This is a genomic window from Marinimicrobium sp. C2-29, assembly GCF_038419845.1.
In the GTDB taxonomy this organism is placed as follows: domain Bacteria; phylum Pseudomonadota; class Gammaproteobacteria; order Pseudomonadales; family Cellvibrionaceae; genus Marinimicrobium.
Genome location: NZ_JBCAQT010000019.1, coordinates 18,452 through 36,414, shown reverse-complemented (window position 1 = coordinate 36,414; position 17,963 = coordinate 18,452). Strand labels below are relative to the sequence as shown.

10 protein-coding genes are annotated in these 17,963 nt (G+C 59.9%); 4 read left to right on the top strand and 6 right to left on the bottom strand.

All coding sequences use genetic code 11. From position 1 onward, the window contains the following. The first annotated feature begins 78 nt into the window (after nt 1-78). From AAE484_RS16225 to AAE484_RS16210, 4 genes are all read left to right on the top strand, one after another. Nucleotides 79-2,196 (top strand): TonB-dependent siderophore receptor, encoded by a 2,118-nt coding sequence (locus AAE484_RS16225; protein WP_341939478.1) that lies wholly within the window; start codon nt 79-81, stop codon nt 2,194-2,196. 277 nt (nt 2,197-2,473) lie between these two features. Then, nucleotides 2,474-4,003 (top strand): rhamnogalacturonan acetylesterase, encoded by a 1,530-nt coding sequence (locus AAE484_RS16220; protein WP_341939477.1) that lies wholly within the window; start codon nt 2,474-2,476, stop codon nt 4,001-4,003. A 40-nt stretch (nt 4,004-4,043) separates the two neighbouring features. Beyond that, a complete protein-coding gene (locus AAE484_RS16215; protein ID WP_341939476.1) occupies nt 4,044-4,883 on the top strand; it encodes a sugar phosphate isomerase/epimerase family protein in 840 nt (279 codons plus the stop codon). A 253-nt stretch (nt 4,884-5,136) separates the two neighbouring features. Beyond that, nucleotides 5,137-6,405, top strand: coding sequence for a glycoside hydrolase family 88/105 protein (locus tag AAE484_RS16210; protein WP_341939475.1), 1,269 nt, complete (start codon nt 5,137-5,139; stop codon nt 6,403-6,405). 1 nt (nt 6,406) lies between these two features. On the opposite strand, the gene AAE484_RS16205 is transcribed toward AAE484_RS16210, so the two are convergent. The 6 genes from AAE484_RS16205 to bglB form a co-directional block, all read right to left on the bottom strand. Then, on the bottom strand, nt 6,407-10,291 hold the full coding sequence (locus AAE484_RS16205) for a glycosyl hydrolase 115 family protein (protein ID WP_341939474.1): 3,885 nt from the start codon (nt 10,289-10,291) through the stop codon (nt 6,407-6,409). A 1-nt stretch (nt 10,292) separates the two neighbouring features. Continuing rightward, nucleotides 10,293-12,998 (bottom strand): exo-rhamnogalacturonan lyase family protein, encoded by a 2,706-nt coding sequence (locus AAE484_RS16200; protein WP_341939473.1) that lies wholly within the window; start codon nt 12,996-12,998, stop codon nt 10,293-10,295. Between the two features lie 62 nt (nt 12,999-13,060). Next, nucleotides 13,061-15,562, bottom strand: coding sequence for a glycoside hydrolase family 31 protein (locus AAE484_RS16195; protein ID WP_341939472.1), 2,502 nt, complete (start codon nt 15,560-15,562; stop codon nt 13,061-13,063). Between the two features lie 47 nt (nt 15,563-15,609). Continuing rightward, nucleotides 15,610-16,413, bottom strand: coding sequence for a DUF1961 family protein (locus tag AAE484_RS16190; protein ID WP_341939471.1), 804 nt, complete (start codon nt 16,411-16,413; stop codon nt 15,610-15,612). A gap of 10 nt (nt 16,414-16,423) precedes the next feature. Next, nucleotides 16,424-16,738: an L-rhamnose mutarotase gene (rhaM, locus tag AAE484_RS16185; RefSeq protein ID WP_341939470.1), complete on the bottom strand. Its 315-nt coding sequence runs from the start codon at nt 16,736-16,738 to the stop codon at nt 16,424-16,426. Nucleotides 16,739-16,820: 82 nt separating this feature from the next. After that, the gene (gene bglB, locus AAE484_RS16180; protein WP_341939469.1) at nt 16,821-17,927 is read right to left on the bottom strand and encodes a beta-galactosidase BglB; all 1,107 of its coding nucleotides are present in this window, start codon (nt 17,925-17,927) and stop codon (nt 16,821-16,823) included. Between the last annotated feature and the right edge of the window lie 36 nt (nt 17,928-17,963).

Here is a 17,963-nt window from a genome sequence, read left to right as displayed (position 1 = left end):
GAGTAAAGCGGTTGACGCCGTTAATGATAATGACTATCATTCGTGCTTGTCGTTACATTAGCCTTCAGGAGTCATTCCGTGTTGCAAACCCGCCCAACTCTACTCGCTCTAACCATCAGTACCCTCTCCGCCGCCTCCGGGGCCCTTGCCCAGGCGCCGGCCATTGAAGAAATGCACGTCTCCGGTCAGGTCTCGCGCTATTCGGCGCTCAAGTCGGACACGCCGATCATGGAAACCGCCCGCTCCGTCTCCATTGAAACCGAGTTCGATATCATCGAGAAGGGAGCACTGGCGCTGGATGATACCTTCACCTACTCCTCGGGCGTGACCGGCAAGACCTTCGGCTACGCCACCCGAGGGGACTGGCTCAAAGTCCGGGGGCTGGACGTCCCGCTGTATCAGGACAGCCTGCAGTCGCTCTTTGGCAACTACAACAACACCCGGCCGGATGTTTACACACTGGAGCAGGTGGAGATTCTCAAAGGCCCGGCCTCGGTCCTCTATGGCCAGGGCTCGCCCGGCGGCATCGTCAACATTGTCTCCAAGCTGCCCAAGGCTGAGGCGGCGCACGAGATCGTGGCGGAAGTGGGTAACTTCGAGCGCAAGCAGCTGGCGTTCGACAGCACCGGTCAGATCGGCGGCAACGACGAATGGCTCTATCGCGTGGTGGGCGTGCACCGGGACTCGGACACTCAGGTGGACTTCGTGGAGGACAATACCACCGTGATCGCGCCTTCGGTCACCTGGCGCCCCAATGCCGACACCAATCTGACACTTTTGGTCAATCACACCGAAACCGAGAGCGACACCGGCGCCCAGTTTCTGCCGCTGCAGGGCACGCTCAATCCCGCGCCCAACGGGGAGTTTATTGAAAACAGCACCTATACCGGCGAGCCGGAATACAACCGCTACAACACCGAAACCACCTCCGTCACCTTCCTGGCCGACCACCAGATCAACAACGTCTGGAGCCTGGAAGTCACCTCCCGTTACAGCGATGCCGAAGCCGACTACCAGCAGGCCTGGACCTCATTTATCGGGGGCGATCGATATGTCTACAATGACGATGGCAGCCTCTATGAGGATGGCCTGGTGCCGAGAACCTTCTACCGCAATGACGCCACCTCCGAGCAGGCGGCCATCGACACGCGCCTGCGGGCGCAGTTTTCGACCGGCGCGCTCTACCATGAAGTGTTGATCGGTGCCCAGTACCAGGATGTGACGCTGGGTGGAGCGGGCTACTACGCCTTTGCCCTGGGCTATGATGCCGCCAGCCAGGGGCCGGATGACGACTTCGGGGATGCCTACTGGCTCAATGTCTTTGACCCGGTGTACGGCAACGTACCACCGACTGACTACCTGAATGGCCTTTACAGCGTCAACCCGGAGACCCGCACCCGGGACCTGGGGTTCTACATCAATGACCAGATCAGCATCGGCAACTGGCGGGTGACCGCCGGTCTTCGGGTCGACGATACCGAGACCGACACCGGCACCGCGAGTCAACAGGACGACGCCCTCAGCGGCGCCCTCGGTGTGCTCTATCAATTCGACAACGGCCTGTCGCCCTACGCGAGCTACGCCGAATCCTTTGAGCCGGTCATTGGCGACGACGGGCGTGGCAATACGCTTGATCCCCAGGAAGGCGAGCAGGTGGAAGTGGGCGTGAAGTACCAGCCCCGCTCGCTACCGGCGATGGTCACCCTGGCCTACTTTGATATCACCCAGAGCAACCTGAGCGACCCTTCTTCGCTCGCGGGCGAGTTCCAGCAGCAGCGGGGCGAAGCGACGGTGGATGGCGTGGAACTGGAAGCGGTGGCCACACTGGGCGACGTCTCTGTCGAGCTCAACGCCAGCCGCCTGAACACCGAGTCCGCCGAGGGCTTTCACCTGGCCAGTGTGCCCCAGGACCAGGCCTCCACCTGGATCACCTGGCGCCCTGTCGGCTTCCAGGGCTTCAAGCTCGGTGGTGGCCTTCGCTACATGGGTGAGAGCTGGGGCGGAAGGGACGAGATCCGCACGCCCTCCTACACGCTGGGAGACCTGATGATCGGCTACGAGGCCGGCCGGTGGGACTTCACCCTGAATGCCCGCAATGTGGCGGACAAGGAGTTTCAGGCCACTTGCCTCTCGCGGGGCGACTGCTTCCCCGGCGAAGCGCGCAACGTGGTCGGGCGGGTGCGTTACCAGTTCTGATCCCCCCTCCCTCTACCAAGAGCCCCTACCAGGAGCCCCTGTCGCGGCCCGTCCGGCGCAACAGGGGCTCCTGCACACCTCAACCCATAAAATCAAAAAAGGTCAGAATCGATAAATTAATTGCACATCAGGTCACAACAGAATTATAGTACCCCTCTGAATTTCCGCTCGGCCGACGATTCAAACCATCCAGTGCCTCGACACCCGTTAGCCGCGCAGCCTAGCAGCCTATAAGAATCGCGGAATCAACCACCGTCAGACTCAAGAGGAACGCTTCATGCCAACACGACGGGCAACCTGTTTCATCACCTTTGTGCTCACCCTCCTGCTCGCCCCCCTTTGCCTGGCCGAGGATTTACGCCCCCGGCACATCTTCGTCGCGGGCGACTCGACCGCCGCCTCCTATCAGCGCGAAGACCACCAGGGCTGGGCCGCTCTGCTGCAGAGCTATCTGGACGAGGACCAGGTCGTGGTCGACAACCGGGCCCGTGGCGGCCGGAGCAGCCGGACCTTCATTACCGAGGGACTGTGGCAGGCCCTGATCGAGGACGTTGAGCCCGGCGATCTGGTGCTGATCCAGTTCGGCCACAACGACGCGGGTGAAATCAATGACGACCGTCGCGCTCGCGGCACCCTGCCCGGCCTCGGGGAGGAGAAGACCGAGATAGCCAACCAGGTGACCGGAAAGGACGAGACGGTCTATACCTTTGGCCACTACATTCGGCAAATGGTAGCGGACGTAAAAGCGAAGAATGCCAAGCCAATACTGCTGTCGATGACCGTACGCAACAAGTGGGAGCGGGACCGGATCGAGCGCCGTCACGGCCGGTATGGTTACTGGATGCACCAGTTGGCCTGGGAGCTGGACACACCGTTTATCGACGTGACCAACCCGGTGGCCGACAAGCTCGACCGACTGGGCCCCGAAAAAGTGGCGGAGCTTTATCCAAAGGACCATACCCACTTCAATGCCGCCGGGGCCGAAATTCATGCCGAGACCATCGTGTCGGCTCTGAAGGGACTGCGCCCCGCGCTGGCCGAGGACCTGTATTCCGACAAGGGCCGCGAGGTCACGGCCTATGGATGGACCTTTCTGCGCCTGCCAGTAATCGCCTACCCGGAGAAAACCAGCATTTTCATGGTGGGTGACTCCACCGTGCGCAACGGCTGGGGCGATGGCGCCGGCGGTCAGTGGGGTTGGGGTGACTTTCTCAGCAACACCCTGGACGCCGAGGACTACAACTTTGTCAATCGGGCCATCGGTGGCTTCAGCAGTCGGACTTTTGTGACCGGTGGCCACTGGGAGCGGGCCCTGAACATGGCGCGCCCCGGCGATTACGTGCTGATCCAGTTTGGTCACAACGATTCCGGGGCGCTCAATGATGAAGAGCGGGCACGCGGCACCATTGATGGCATCGGCGCCGCCGAGCGGGAGATCGACAACCTCCTGACCGGCAAGGCGGAAACGGTTCATACCTACGGCTGGTACCTGCGCAAGATGATCGGCGAAGCCTATGCCCGGGGCGTGACGCCCATTCTCGCCACACCGGTGCCCCGGAAGATCTGGGATGACAGCGGCGAGCGGATTGCGCGCCCGGAGGACAGTTACCCCCAGTGGGCGCGCCAGGTCGCGGCCGAGAGTGGCGTCGCGCTGATTGACCTGCACGAACGGGTCGCCGAGCGCTACGACGAGCTGGGGCCGGAAAAGGTCGAGGACTTTTTCGCGGACAAGCACACCCACACCTCGCGCGAAGGCGCCGAGCTGAATGCCAGGATCGTCAGCCATGCGCTCGATGGGATCCTGTAACGACACCACCAAGAACTGATCACCAACAGGAAGACGTTTTATGCTGAATCTGGGCTTGAGAGCACACGACTATGGTCAGGGCACACCCACCGACATTGCGGCCCTGCTGGGCCAATACGACGTATCCTGCGTCCAGCTCGCACCCGCCAAGTCGTTTCCGATTCTGAAAGAACAGCCCGGGCAACTGACTCCGGGATTCGCCAACCACGTTCGCGACGAATTTGCCGCGCAAAGCATCAACATCGCCGTGCTGGGCTGTTATATCAACCCGATTCACCCGGACCCGGAAGCCAAAGAGCAGGCGCTGCAGCGTTTTGAAGAGCACCTGCGCTTTGCGCGGGATTTTGGCTGCGCCATTGTCGGCACCGAGACCGGCTCGAAAAACGGCGACTGCAGTTATCACCCCGACAGTCAGAAAGAGGAGTCTTTTCTGGAACTGGTCGACTCCGTCCGGCGCCTGGCCGACACCGCCGAGAAATACGGCACCATCGTGGGCATTGAGGGCGTGGCTCACCACCATACGGTACACAGCTACGAGAAAATGGTACGAATGCTGGAGCTGGTGGATTCGCCCAATGTTCAGGTGATCTACGACCCGGTCAATTTTTTCCCGCTGGATGAGTGCCACCGACAGCAGGAACTGATGGACGAGGCCTTCCGACTCTTTGGCGATCGCATCGTGGCGATTCACAGCAAGGACTTTGTGGTCAAAGACGGGAAAAAAGAAGGTGACCTGCCCTCCGGTACCGGCGACATGGATCACCGCTACCTGATGTCACTGATCCAGACGCTCAAACCGGGAGTGCATACCCTTCTGGAAAGCACCAACCCTGAAAACGTGGAGGGTATTCTCAAGCATCTGCGCCAGTGCGCCGGGTAGCCCACAGGGTTGGGCGGCTGGCGCCCAACTCTCGACGCTTCCAATGAATGGGTCATCCGGATTTCATTCCACCAGGATTCTGCACAATCCTGCTACAGAGGTTTCCACCATGTACCAGTCCATTAAAAGAATAACCACTGAAATCACCACCCACCTCTCTCTCAAACATCTCTCTCTCAAACATCTCTCTCTCAAACATCTCTCTCTCAAACATCTCACGTTGAGCCTATTGTGTTGTTGGGGCTCGGCGACCATGGCTCAGACCGATGACGCAGCGGGTCCACTTCACCTGCTTCCCGCCGAGTACCCGACACCCTACGGCGCGCCGGAGGTGGAGAGCGTCAAGGCGGTTCTTGATCGGGTCCATGCCTTCCTGGATGAGAACTCGGCCTCTGTTGTGGTGGATAAAGAGACGGGAAAAACGATTGCGGACCCGGAAGCAATGACAGGAGACATTGCCCTCGGCGACGGCGCCTTCCACATCACCGGTTATGAGTGGGGCGTCACCTATGCGGGCATGCTGTTGGCATCCGAGGCGACGGGAGACCCCGACTATGCGGATTACACCCAGAGCCGCATCAAGCTCATCGCCGATATTGCCGCGAACCATGACGCCGACAACCTGGGGCGCTCCCCGATTCGCAGTGTGCTGAACCCCGACTCGCTTGATGACTCCGGTTCCCTGGCCGCCGCGATGATCAAGGCAAAAACGAACGGGCTGGATGCCCCGGTCGAGCCGCTGATCAGCCGCTTTCTTGAGTACATCAGTGAGGGGCAGTTTCGCCTTGACGACGGCACCCTGGCCCGCAATCGCCCCCAGGACAATACGCTCTGGCTGGATGATCTTTTCATGAGCGTTCCGGCGCTGGCCCAAATGGGACACTACACCGGAGAACGCCGATACTTTGATGATGCGGTCAAGCAAATTGAGCAGTTTTCGGAGAGAATGTTCAATGAAGACAAAGGCCTCTACATGCACGGCTGGGTGCAGGGGATGAAATATCACCCGGAGTTCTACTGGGGACGGGCCAACGGCTGGGCGGTGATGGCCATGGTCGAATTGCTTGAAGTGCTGCCCGAAGATCACCCCGGTTATGCCGGGGTTCTGGATCAACTGAAGGCGCATATCAGGGGACTGGTCAAGTATCAGGACGGCACCGGCCTATGGCACCAGCTACTCGACCGTAATGATACCTACCTGGAGACGTCGGCGACGGCGATCTTCGCCTATTCCATGGCGCGAGCCATCAACCGGGGCTACATCGACAAAGAAGCCTACTCCCCGGCGGTGCTTCTGGCCTGGAACGCCGTTGCAACACAGGTGAATGAGACCGGTCAGGTGGAAGGTGTTTGTGTTGGCACCGGCATGGGCTTTGATCCGGCCTTTTACTACTACCGGCCGGTCCATCTATACGCCGCACATGGCTACGGACCCGTGATGTTGGCCGGTGCCGAAGTCATCCTGATGCTCAAGAATAATGAGTTCGAAATAAACGATAGCTCATTGCAGCTCAAGGAATAACTCAGTTACCTTCGGGCTTCTCAAGCTGGAAAACCGGGCTTGCCGGGATGACGACTGCATCCGGGGAGTCCGGCTCGGTGGGATAATACGCAAGCACAGGGTCACGCAGGTGATCGGCCAGCACGGGGACTTCCTCCCGAATACCCTCCACCACCGCGCGCGCCAGTTGGTATGCACCGTAGGGATTGTGGTGGGTATCGTCCTTCAGCGCCTGATCCTGGCCCGGAAAGCTGTTCGCCGGATAATGCACAAACGCCTGTTTGGAACCTGATTCTCCCAAGGCCGCGTAGAGCTCCAGGCTCATGCCGTGAAGGTCGATGACCGGCACGCCCTGCTCTTCTCCGACCTGGCGCACGGCCGAAGCGAAATCGGCAAGCGTTTCACCCGGATTGCCGTCATTCCAGCGGCGACGCTCCATGGGCGTAACCAGCACGGGAATACCGCCTTTGCCACGCACCGCTTCGATGTATTCGCGCAAGTCTTCGGCGTAGGTGGTGAAAGGGCCGGCGCCTTCGCTCTTGTCTTTCTGATCGTTGTGCCCGAACTGGATGAATAAATAATCCCCGCGCTTCAGGGTATTGAGGATTTTCTCCAGCCGGTTTTCGGCCTCAAAGCTGAACAGGGCCCGGCCCGATTCGGCGTGGTTAGCAATGGCGACGCCCGGTTTGAAAAAGGCGGGCAACATCTGCCCCCAGCCGGCCCAGGGCTCGTTGCGTTGGTCCGTGACTGTTGAATCCCCAGCAATAAATACAGTGGTCGCTTCCGGCGCGGGTTCAATCTGCAGCGCCGCGACAGCAGCGGGGTTACCGAGAAATTCGAGGGTCAGGTGCTCGTCCCAATGGGCAATCATGGGTGGGCCGGTTTCACGCGCGTTCAGGGAAACACTCCCCGCCCCTTCGACCTCCGGGCTCCGCCGGTTCACGGTGAAGGTTGCCCTCGCCCGCTCACCGGCCCGGGTCGGGACAGAGCGCAGCATCAGCCGGCGTGCCTCGGCCTTGACCGTGGTGTCCGCTGACGATTCCGGCAAGCCAAAAAGAACGGACACCTCGTAGTTCCCTTCGGGCACATCCACGGCCAGGGTAAACGGCTCCGCAGACTCGCAGGCATCGCCGCTCAGCGCATCCTCCCCGCCCCGGATGCACTCGGGAGTATTGGCACCGACAAAGCCATAGCCGCGCTCGGGCGAATACCGGGTATCCGCATCAACGCCCCGGTAACCATCGGCCACCGGGCCGGCACCAAAATCAAACCACCAGGATTGGCTTTCGGCGTTTGCGGCCTTCGATTTCATGACACGGGTTTCCGGCGGACCGTCATAGGAGGGTTGGAGGCCCCCGAAATCGATCACGATTTTGTCCACGACAACCCCGGCATCCACCGCGACCAGATGCAGCGTATGCCAGCCGGGTGCCAGCTTCTCCGGCAGCTCCAGGCTGACTTCGGTGGCATTGGAAAGGACCCGTTCTTTCCATTCGTCACTGTAGGTATCAAAGCCCTCGGTCACCGCGAGCGGAATCGGCTCGCCATCGTCCACGGCGAGCGCCAGGCGCAGATCATTGCCGGGAACAATCGGATGGGTTGGCAGCAGCCGGACATGGACTTGCGCTTTACCGCCCGTTGCGACGTGGAAACGATAGCTCAGCCGGGGCACGGCATCGGCGTCGAACTCCAGAGTGGACGGCAGTACCGTGACCGCCGAACCGGTACGGCCCAGGCCTTCCACCGCTCGCCAGCCGCCCTCGGCATTGTCTTCGCGGTCGGTAAAGTGTCCGGCGTTGATGGACACCACACCTTCCGACTCAAAGAAATCTCCCGCTTGCGCATCGGACGGCGCTGGATTGGCATCGAACCGGTTGTCCTCCGATTCAGACAGTGACTCTCGCACCACATCCTCTTGCGAGCCCAGAGGCGGAATGGGCTCGGGCTGGAAGCGAAGCCAATCGTCGGGGGCCACCCCACCAGCGGTGAGAATATGCCGCCACTTACCATCGGCCATTTCTTTATTGTAGCGCTCCGTCAGAGTCTCGATCCGTTGCGCAGCGTCTTCGGCTTTGGCAAAGGTCGTTTCAGCGACGTCCGCACCGCGCACATTCTGCCGGCGAGCCAGCTCTACCAGAAAGTAGCGCTCGTTGGCCGCCGCTGCCGCCCGGATCGGATACTCCACCAGCTGGTAGAAGGCATCCTGTGCCGCTTCCGGCACGTCGCTCGCCACCTGCGCCATATCCACCACCAGGTCCTCATAAGCGTCCAGGCGCCGATGAATCTCTGCGTCGTTCAGCTCGGTCGGCTGGTAAGGCTCCAGGGACAGATGCCACTGCAGATGTTCCGGTTTGCGCGCAAAGGCCAGGTGCTGATGACGCTTCCAGAGGTTGGCAATGGCATCGGCAAGTTCGGTGCCAAAATCCCGGGCGGCCATGTCGTGCAAGAACTGCATAGGTGTCTCCGGGCCCGCCCGATCCGCGTTCCAGGCGAGGTCGAGAAAATACTCCGTGCTCAACTCGTGGGCCTTGATATCACCGACGTTCCCGACCCAGAAAGCATTCGCGCCCTGTTCGTAGGCCCGGGTCATTTCGGACCAGACGAGGGACACCGACTGGGAATCGAGCCAGAGCCAGGACAGCGGTGAACCGAGATATGACTGATGGTAGTAGACGCCCAGACCTCCGGGGCGCTCCCGCTCTTCCGGCGTGGCGTAACGGCGCACATAACCGAAGTTGTCATCCGGCCAGACGATGATCACATCCTCCGGCACCTTCAATCCCGCGTTGTAATCCTTGAGCACTTCTTTGTAGGGCACAAAAATCTGCGCCGCCTCTGTGGGATCACCATCGCCCAAATGTTTGGCCAGGAGGCCGCGCTGCGCTTCGAACAACTCCTCCAGCACATCGAGGCGCTCTTCCTGGGATTCCGGGCCCACAATACCGCTGTCGTGAATGCCGCGCATGCCCAGGGTCCAGAGGCTCTCGCCGGAGCGGCGTTCTTTTACCCGTTCTTCCCAATAATTCATGACCTTGTCGCGGTGCGTCAGGAAGTTGTAGTGGTCCTTGGGCTCCTCCCACTCCCCGACGTTGTTGCGCAACATGGGTTCGGCGTGGCTCGAGCCGACCACGATGGCGTAGTCATCGGCCAGCTCGCTGTTGCCCTCCACCTGATGGAAAGGCGTGGTACAGGGGTGCATGCCGGGCCAGAGGGCGTTGGCACGCAGGCGCAGCAACAATTCAAACACCCGCTCATAAATCTTCGGGCCGAGAGTGCCGGTGTCCGGATCAAAGGTCTTGCGGGCCCAGGCGCCCAGACCCCAGCATTCATCGTTGATAAAGATCCCCCGGTAACGCACGGCGGGCTCGTCGATGGGTTCCCGGGCCGCGGTCAGATAAAGCTTGTCCCTGGGTTCAACGGGCACATCCGCCCACCAGTACCAGGGAGAGACACCGATACGACGCGAGAGCTCGTAGATGCCATAGGCCACCCCGCGCGGGTCGGCCCCTTCCACGGCCAGCACCTGGGCATTTGACGAAAGCCGGAAGGCTTCCCAGCGACCGTCCAACTCCGGGTGAACCCCCACCTGGACATAGGGGGCATTGTTTCCGGGCGGCCGGTGGCGAATGTCCGGGCGACTTCCGGTCACACGCTCAACGTCATCCGCGAAATCCTTGACCGCAATCCGGATCACTTCGGGCGCATCATCGGCCAGCACCAGGGGCGCGGCACGCTCATTCACCACCAGAGGAAACGCGGTCGATTGCTGCGTTTCGGACGTCTCGGCCGGAAGCGGCCGAATCTCGGTCGCCTGCGCGACCAGCGGGAACAATAGCGAGAGGAATAAAAAGCGCCGTATTACTGCGCCCGCCAATTTTGAAGACTCTGCGAAAGACCGATAATCCATATCAGTCGCGCTCCGGAATTTCTTCCGGCGCCTCCTCGCCAATCAGGGCCATGATCTGAATCGCAGTCAGACCAAATTGCGACACCGCATTGGTGGATACACCGCGCGCTTCGGTCACCGGCGACAGCACCTCGGGCGGCGTGACCGTTTTGGTCGGATAGGGTGATCCGAAGACCGGGATACCGGCCCTGGCACCGAAGAATTCCTCCCAGGCGCGCTCCGCCAGGACCTCATCGTCCAGCTTCCAGGCGGAGTAGGCGGTCATGCGCGAATGCGCCTGCCCCAGGTTCAGATTACGGTTATAGGGTTGCCCGATGATCTCGGCCTTCTCTTCCCGGGGTGCGTTGAAAAAGCGGCCGTATTGAACAAAGGCGGCCTCGTACTCGGGCACATCAAGCAGCTGAATCAGTTCGGCATTGATCTCGACACCGCCAAAGACCATGGCCAGGTGGGAGGCGGATACGCCCTCGCCCACCCGGTAGAATCGACCGCTATCAGGGTCGTAGGCGGTACCCTGGGAGAGCAACCCCAGATCCAGGTCTCCGATGCTGCGCATGGCGGTCAACAGCCTGTCCCGATATTCCGGTTCACCCGTGCGTTCCCATTCGGTCAGCCAGGCAGCGGCCACGGAATTCCAGTCGGTGCCCAGCCCCAGCATCATGGAGTAAGGCTTGCCCATGAAGTCCGGCTCGGGGCGATTGAGTTTGCGCAGCGGCGGCACGTCCAGTAGACGACGCTCGGCGCCGAGAGTCGCGCGCATCAGATCGCCTGTGCGTTCGTCCGCGGTCAGGAAGTAATAGAAGCGACGGTTGGCGGGCGTACTGATGCGCAGTTGCTTGGCGCTATCGCCCCAGTGCTTGACGTTGTGACGTGAGCCGAGACCTTCAAAGCGCCCCAGATGATAGACGTCGACTTCACCGGTGTGGCGGGTCATCGCCTCGGCCATCTGGAAGACGTCGTCCCGGCCGGTGCGCAGAAAGGAGTACCAGAGCCAGATGTCGGGCGACAATTCGGAGTTGGCCCAGGCAAAACCGCCCACGTCGTAACGCCAGGTATGGCGGTCGTGGTCATAGGTGTGCATCACATCGCCATAGTCCCAGAAGCCGTACCAGTTGTGCTCCTCTACCTGGGTCAGATAGAAGTCCAGATAAAAGTCGACCTGATCTTCAATCGCGGCTTTCGCGGGGGTGGAACGATCCGGCAGATCCCAGATGGCCGCGCCGAACACGCCGGCTGTTTCATAGTCCTGAGGGCGGGCAACCATCTGCGGTGGCTCGGCCAGGGTCCGTGCCATCTGGACCGTAGTGCCGCGATCCGGTGTGCCCGAGAGCGCCCAGATCCGCAACTCGCTGGTGCGGGCCACGCCGGTGGCACTGTCAAAGCCGGGCTCGTAATCCTCGTAGGTCACGCCCATGGCATCGAGCTGTTTCTCGTGGGTATCCAGGCCCATGCCGTCGTGATAGAAACGCATGTCCATGGCGCGGCCCTCCGGAGCCCAGAGCCACATCGTGACTTCCGCCGCATCCGTTCTCGCATCGCGGATGTCGAGCTGGGACGAGTGGCTCTGCCAGAAGTCGCGGATACCGAAAGCCACACCACCCTCGGGGCTACCGATGTAACCCAGGCCACTGGAGCGAGTGCCTTCGGCGGAATCCAGCCAGGCCAGACCGGGCTGGGTGCGTTTGCGTATTTCAAAGGAGTCGGCGGTCAGTTGGGAAAGCGTGAAATCGCCAAAGGCGGGAATCACATCCAGGCGCTCGGAAACACTGGGGGCCCATTCCTCCAGAGGCGGTGTCGCCCGGCCCTCGATTTGCGCTTCGCGCACGGCTTGACCGGGGTTGCGCCGCAGGCCGGTAATCCCGCGCACCGCCTCGCCAAAAATGCCGTCGTCCTCGCCGGAAAAACGCACATGCCGATCGTGCAGTGGTCCTTCCATGGGTGCATCAAACCGGACGCCCACACCGCGAATGAAGTCGGTCTCCTGGTCACCGTCATAAATCATGGTGTGCACCATGCGCACCGAATCGTCGCCGGCGTAAAAGTAGAGTCGCACCACAAAGGGAATCCAGGCCCGTCCGTTCTCACCAACATGCCTACCTTCCAGCTTGACGACCGCCCGCAGCGGCCCGTCCTGCTCCAGGGTCACTTTGTCGAGTTGCCCGGTGAACGACTCTATCGTCAGCGGCTGCCCGACTTCGGGCTCGGCCTGGTTCTGGGACAGAATCACGAGGCGACCGTCGTTCAGCGTCTTTCGGCCTTCGCGGGTGATTGACTGGATCAGCCGATTGCCAGATCTGGAAACGACGGCCTGAATCAGCCCCGTGTCCACGCGGATAGTATCTCCGCTTTCCTGTACCGTCAGCGCTTTATCTGGCTGAACGGCATCGCCGGGACGAAGGCTGAGCGCGCCGGCATCCGTCCCAAGCGGTGCAATCGCATGCCCGGTCCACTTAAGGGAGCCATCGGGCCAGTAGGCCAGCGGCCAGCTCTGGACGGGCAGCGACTGCCCGGACCCGGATTCCAGAATGAACTCCTCGGTGGCCTCGACTTCGCCCTGTGGCCAGGGCGTGCCCCAGGTGGCGCCCACCGTGTCGCGGTCGTCGTTATCGTTCAGCCACTGCACCTGCACCTCGGGTTCGGCCTGAGCGGAACAGGCCGAGGACAAGAGCGTGATGGCCAACAAAGAAAATAGTCTGGGATGTTTCATGGTCTCAGGGATCCTGTTATTTGTGTTCTCTCACATGCTTCGTGCGTATTCGCTAACGAAGACTACTTTTTGACTACCACGGAAATATCGTTCTGGCTGCTTCCCGCCAGCCTCACATAGAGCGCGCCGGCCTCCTCATCAAAATACCAGCCGGCCTGCGGTTGGCTGTTTTCATACTCAGACAAAGCGGAGAATGCAGGAAGCCGACTGGACTCTTCCGTGACGGATTCGGGTGCGCTATCGCGGCGGATTTTCAGTGTGTAGGAGCGCTCGGCCAGCTTGTAGTCCCCACGCGGCGCCTTGATACTGACAAGTGTCTGTTCCGCTTCTTCTTTCGCGGAGACTTCGGTAATGGCGTAGTCGCCGGACTCATACGCTTTGCTCTTGCCATCATCATCGTAGATGTCGTAAGAGGACTCGCCACCGGGAAAGATCTCAAGGTTGATGGTATCGGCCGTTTCACGGCCCAGATTCAGGACTTTCTGCTGGGGAAGAATGCCACCAGCCTTGACGAAGATGGGCAACTTTTCCAGGGGTGTGACAATATTGTAGTAGCGCTTGCCCTCATAAGGTTCGCCACTCCAGTAACCGTACCAGGTGCCCTCCGGCAGATAGACCACCCGTGTTTGTGCGCCTTTGGTGGTGACCGGTGCGATCAGCAGGTTGCGGCCAAAAAGATACTGGTCGTCGATATCATGGGTGTTCTCATCGTCCTGATACTCCAGCACCAGCGCCCGCATCATGGGCATACCGGTCCGGTGCATCTGATAGGCTTCGCTGTAGATGTAGGGAATGAACCGGTAGCGCATGCGGTCGTATTGCTTGAAAATCCGCTCAGCTTCTTCCCCATAACTCCAGGGCTCCTTGTAGCCGGGGTGATCCATCCCGAACAGATGCGCGATGGGGCTGAAAAGTCCAAACTGACTCCAGCGAATATAGAGCTCAGGGTCCGGGTCGTGTTCGAAACCGCCCATGTTGTGGGACCAGTACCCCACGCCGGAAAGCCCCATATTGAGCCCGGCGCGGATGACCGGTTTGAAGTATTGCCATTCGCTGGGCCAGTCGCCCGCCCAGAGATAGGGATAGCGCTGAATACCGGCGTAGCCCTCGCGCGTCAGGTTGAAGCCGCGCATTTCATTATGTTCGCTGAACTTCTCAAAAGGCGCTTTGGCATAGGCCAGCGGGAAGAGATTGTGCAGGCGCTCGGCTTCCGGCCCGGTGGGGCCGGTCTTGTCGCTTTCATTAGCCTTTCGACCAAAAGCGCTGCCTTCGTCGGTCTTGAAAAACATGGCACCCTGGGAGACCACCTTCATGGCCCCATTCTCCCACCACCAGTCCACCGCCTCTTGATCGAAGAAGTTGACGAACTCGCCGGCATTATCGGGCTCGGGATAGACCATACCCGCTTCACGGGCGCGATCCAGAAGTTTGTACTGTTTGCCATTGTCGTAGCGGGGGCGTACATGAACACCCACCATGCTGTAACCCATCTCGTAGAGCTGGTCGAACATGGCTTCGGGGTCATCAAAGGTCTCGCGCCATTCAAACGTTGTGGCGCCACTGCCGCCCTGCTCGCCGAACATCCGCCAGGTGGAATCCAGATGGATCAGGTCCACCGGGATGTTTTTCTCGCGGAACTTGCGGCCCAGGTTGACCACATAATCGGTGGAGGTGTGTTTCTCGTAGCCCCAGGTGCCACCACTATAAGTCCCGACATGGAGACCGTGAGCGAATTTGGGCAGAAGCGGTGACTTGCCGGTGACGGAGGTGTACTGATCCAGAAGGGACGGAAACTCAGCGCCCGCCATGAAGTAGTAATCCAGCTCCCCGCCTTCGGCCTGAAAGGAGTAGGCCCCCGGATCGGACTTTCCCATGTCCCAGTTGGAGGTGTAGGGGGTATGGAGGAAAGTACCGTAGCCGCGCGTACTCATGAAGAATGGCACCGGGCTGTAGTTGGCCTCCAGAATATTGTAGGCCCCGATGATATGGGGCCGGCCCATGCCGCGCCCGACGGTCAGCTCCAGCTGCTTGCCCCGTTGGTTGACAAAGTCCATGCGCTGGCCAAAACCGAACACCTGCTCTTCGTCATGCAGCTTTTTATGGACTGAGACTCCCGCCTCGTCCTGTACCATGCCCCCGTCTTCGATCCGCTCGGTGGACAATAGAGTTCCGTCAGAAGAGTAGAATTCCAATTGCACCGGCGATTTATAGACACGAACGAGCAATTGTTCTGATTCCAGCTCATAGAAATCGGTTTCTTCCGCCGTGCTGACGGCTACCGCTGGCCAATCATGCCGGGTAACCATCAGCCCGAGTCCCGCATCCTCGTCAAACTCACGATCCCGGCTGCTGCGGATGCGCACCATGGATGGGGTACAGAACTCGATCTGAAGCTCCAGGCTCGTTGTAGAAAACCTGATAACGTTACCTTCACGCTCCGGCTCTGACTCTATTTCACCCGCGCTCGCCTTGGCCTCGACAATGCCAATAAAAAGCGGGACACACAGTAAAACGAGTCCTCTGATGAACAGCTGACGCGAGACATACGACCATTCTCTGGGCATGGGTACCTCCGGTAAGGAGTGCCTGTGGGGACAGTTGCCGGGCTTCCCTATGGGAGCGCGTAAACCCGGAGATTTTTATAGCGGAAGTGGGTCCACTTCATTTGCCGGAAGCCGATTTTCCCACCGCCCAGCGCGCTGCCCGTATCGACGCCATCGACCACTGGGGTATCGTCGGTGTAATCAATGACCTTCCGGTCATCTATGTACAGCCGGATCCGGTCGCCCTCTTTCACCAGGGTGATCTCATGCTCCTGCATCGAGTCCGCCGGAATCCCGATTTCGCCCTTCTGTAAAAGGCTGAAGGTATTGTTCTTGCGCAAGTTGGCGTGACCACGACCCGGATTGTGAGCGGCGTTGGCGTAGTAGGAGATGTGGTAGCTCTTGATCTCACCTTCGGTGTACTGAGTAAAGGTCCCATCCCGCTCGGGCAGATCGGGAGAGAATATATCCTGCCCATCAACGCCGAGTGCCGCAAAGAAGACGATCACCAGGCCTGCTTCGTCATCGAGGTTCTGGGCGTCCCAGCGGGCGATAAAGCTGTCCGGAAAGTCCTCGGGACACCAGAAGACGTGATGGCCCTGTTCGTCGGGAGAATGCATCTCCATCCAGCCCTGCTCGAAGGTGATTTCGCCCGGGCCTTCCATCACCCAGTCGGCCACCGATTCAGGGCCGTCGAAATCGGCCCGATAGAGCAACTCGCCTCGCTCTGGCAATACATCCACCGCGCGGTCAGCCTCAGACCTTGGTGACACCATTGAACAGCCAGCCACCAGACACAGCAACAGCAGCGCTGCCAATGAAGTCCAGTGCCTGCTCGATCCCTCAACCCGAATTGACGAAATCTTGCTCATAGGGCCCCCGCTACTCCTGGTGGAATACCGTTTTCAGCGGCGTGGAGACCGGGCTGTTATCGGCCTCGGTCTCCATGATATCCGCCATGTAGCGCCACCACTTCTGCATGATGTCGGTCTTCGGCAGCTCATCCATCCCGTGATCATCGGTGCGTTTCAACACACCGAACAGTTGCAGGGTTTCTGGGTGCAGAAAGATGGAGTAGTCCGAAACGCCGGCGGCCCGGAGTTGTTCCACCAGCTCCGGCCAGATTTCATCATGGCGCTTTTCGTATTCGGCTTCACAGCCCGCTTTGAGCTGCATGACAAAGGCAAATTTTTCCATGGTTTGAAAATCTCCGGGTCGGCACTGTCAAGGTTTCACCTGGCCCAGCCCCACCCTCAGGTGCGGCCGGGATCAGTGTCGATCAGATGTAGTGGTGCATGTATTCGACCAGCAACAGGATGGCCATGGACTGACCGTAGGGCATGGAGGTCAGCGGAATATCCCGGTAACCCTGCAGGTCGTCAAAGACCGGCGTACCGAAGGAGACCTGCTGGAGCTCGCCATCGGCGCTGATGTTTTTCAGCACGGCTTTCACCGCCTTGATGCCGACTTCTTCGTATTTTTTGTCGAGATAGCCTTTGCGGATGCCTTTCAGAATGCCGTAGGCGAAGCCCGCCGCAGCCGAGGCCTCCAGGTAGGAGTCGGGATCATCGAGGATCGTGTGCCACAGGCCGTCTTCATGCTGGGTTTCCTGCAGCGCTTTGACCTGGGCTTCCAGGGTCTCTTCCAGGAACATGCGCAGACCATCGGTCTTGGGCAGATCCAGCAACTCGATAAACTCGGGGATGGAGATGGTGACCCAGCTGTTGCCTCGCGCCCAGAGGGCATCGGCAAAGTTGTGGTTGCCGTCAAAGGTCCAGCCGTGGAACCAGAGGCCGGTTTTTCGGTCCGCCAGATATTTCACGTGCAGCATGAACTGACGCTTGGCTTCCTCCACATAGTGGGGGCGATCAAGCAGCAGGCCGATTTTCGCCAGGGGCATGACGCTCATCATCAGGGTGTCGTCCCACAGCTGCTGATAGTTCTCGGAGTTGAAAACAATATGCTGCAGGCCATTTTCTGTAGTGCGCGGCATGTCGCGCATGATCCACTCGGCCCAGACGTCGAGGTATGGCAGGTGGCTGCGCTCGCCGGTACGCTCGTGCATATAGGCCATGGTCAGGAACGGGGACATGGTGTTCACGTTCTTGGTGGGTGTCCCCTCCTTGAGCCGATCACTGAACCAGTCTTCGATGATTTTTTTGGGCTTCTCGTCGCCGGTAATATCCCAGTACTTCATCAGCCCGTACAGGCCGATGCCGTGGGTCCACTCCCAGCCGGCCCAGCCTTTGGTATCAATGACCCGGCCATCGTCCAGCTTGAGCAGGAACTCACCGGTTTCGTCTTTGATATTGACCAGATTATCGATCAGCTTATCGATGTTGTTCCGGACAGTGGTGTATTCGATGTCATGTGCAACCGTTGGCATGCGTTTTAAAACCTCTAAAGTATCAATCGTCAAAAT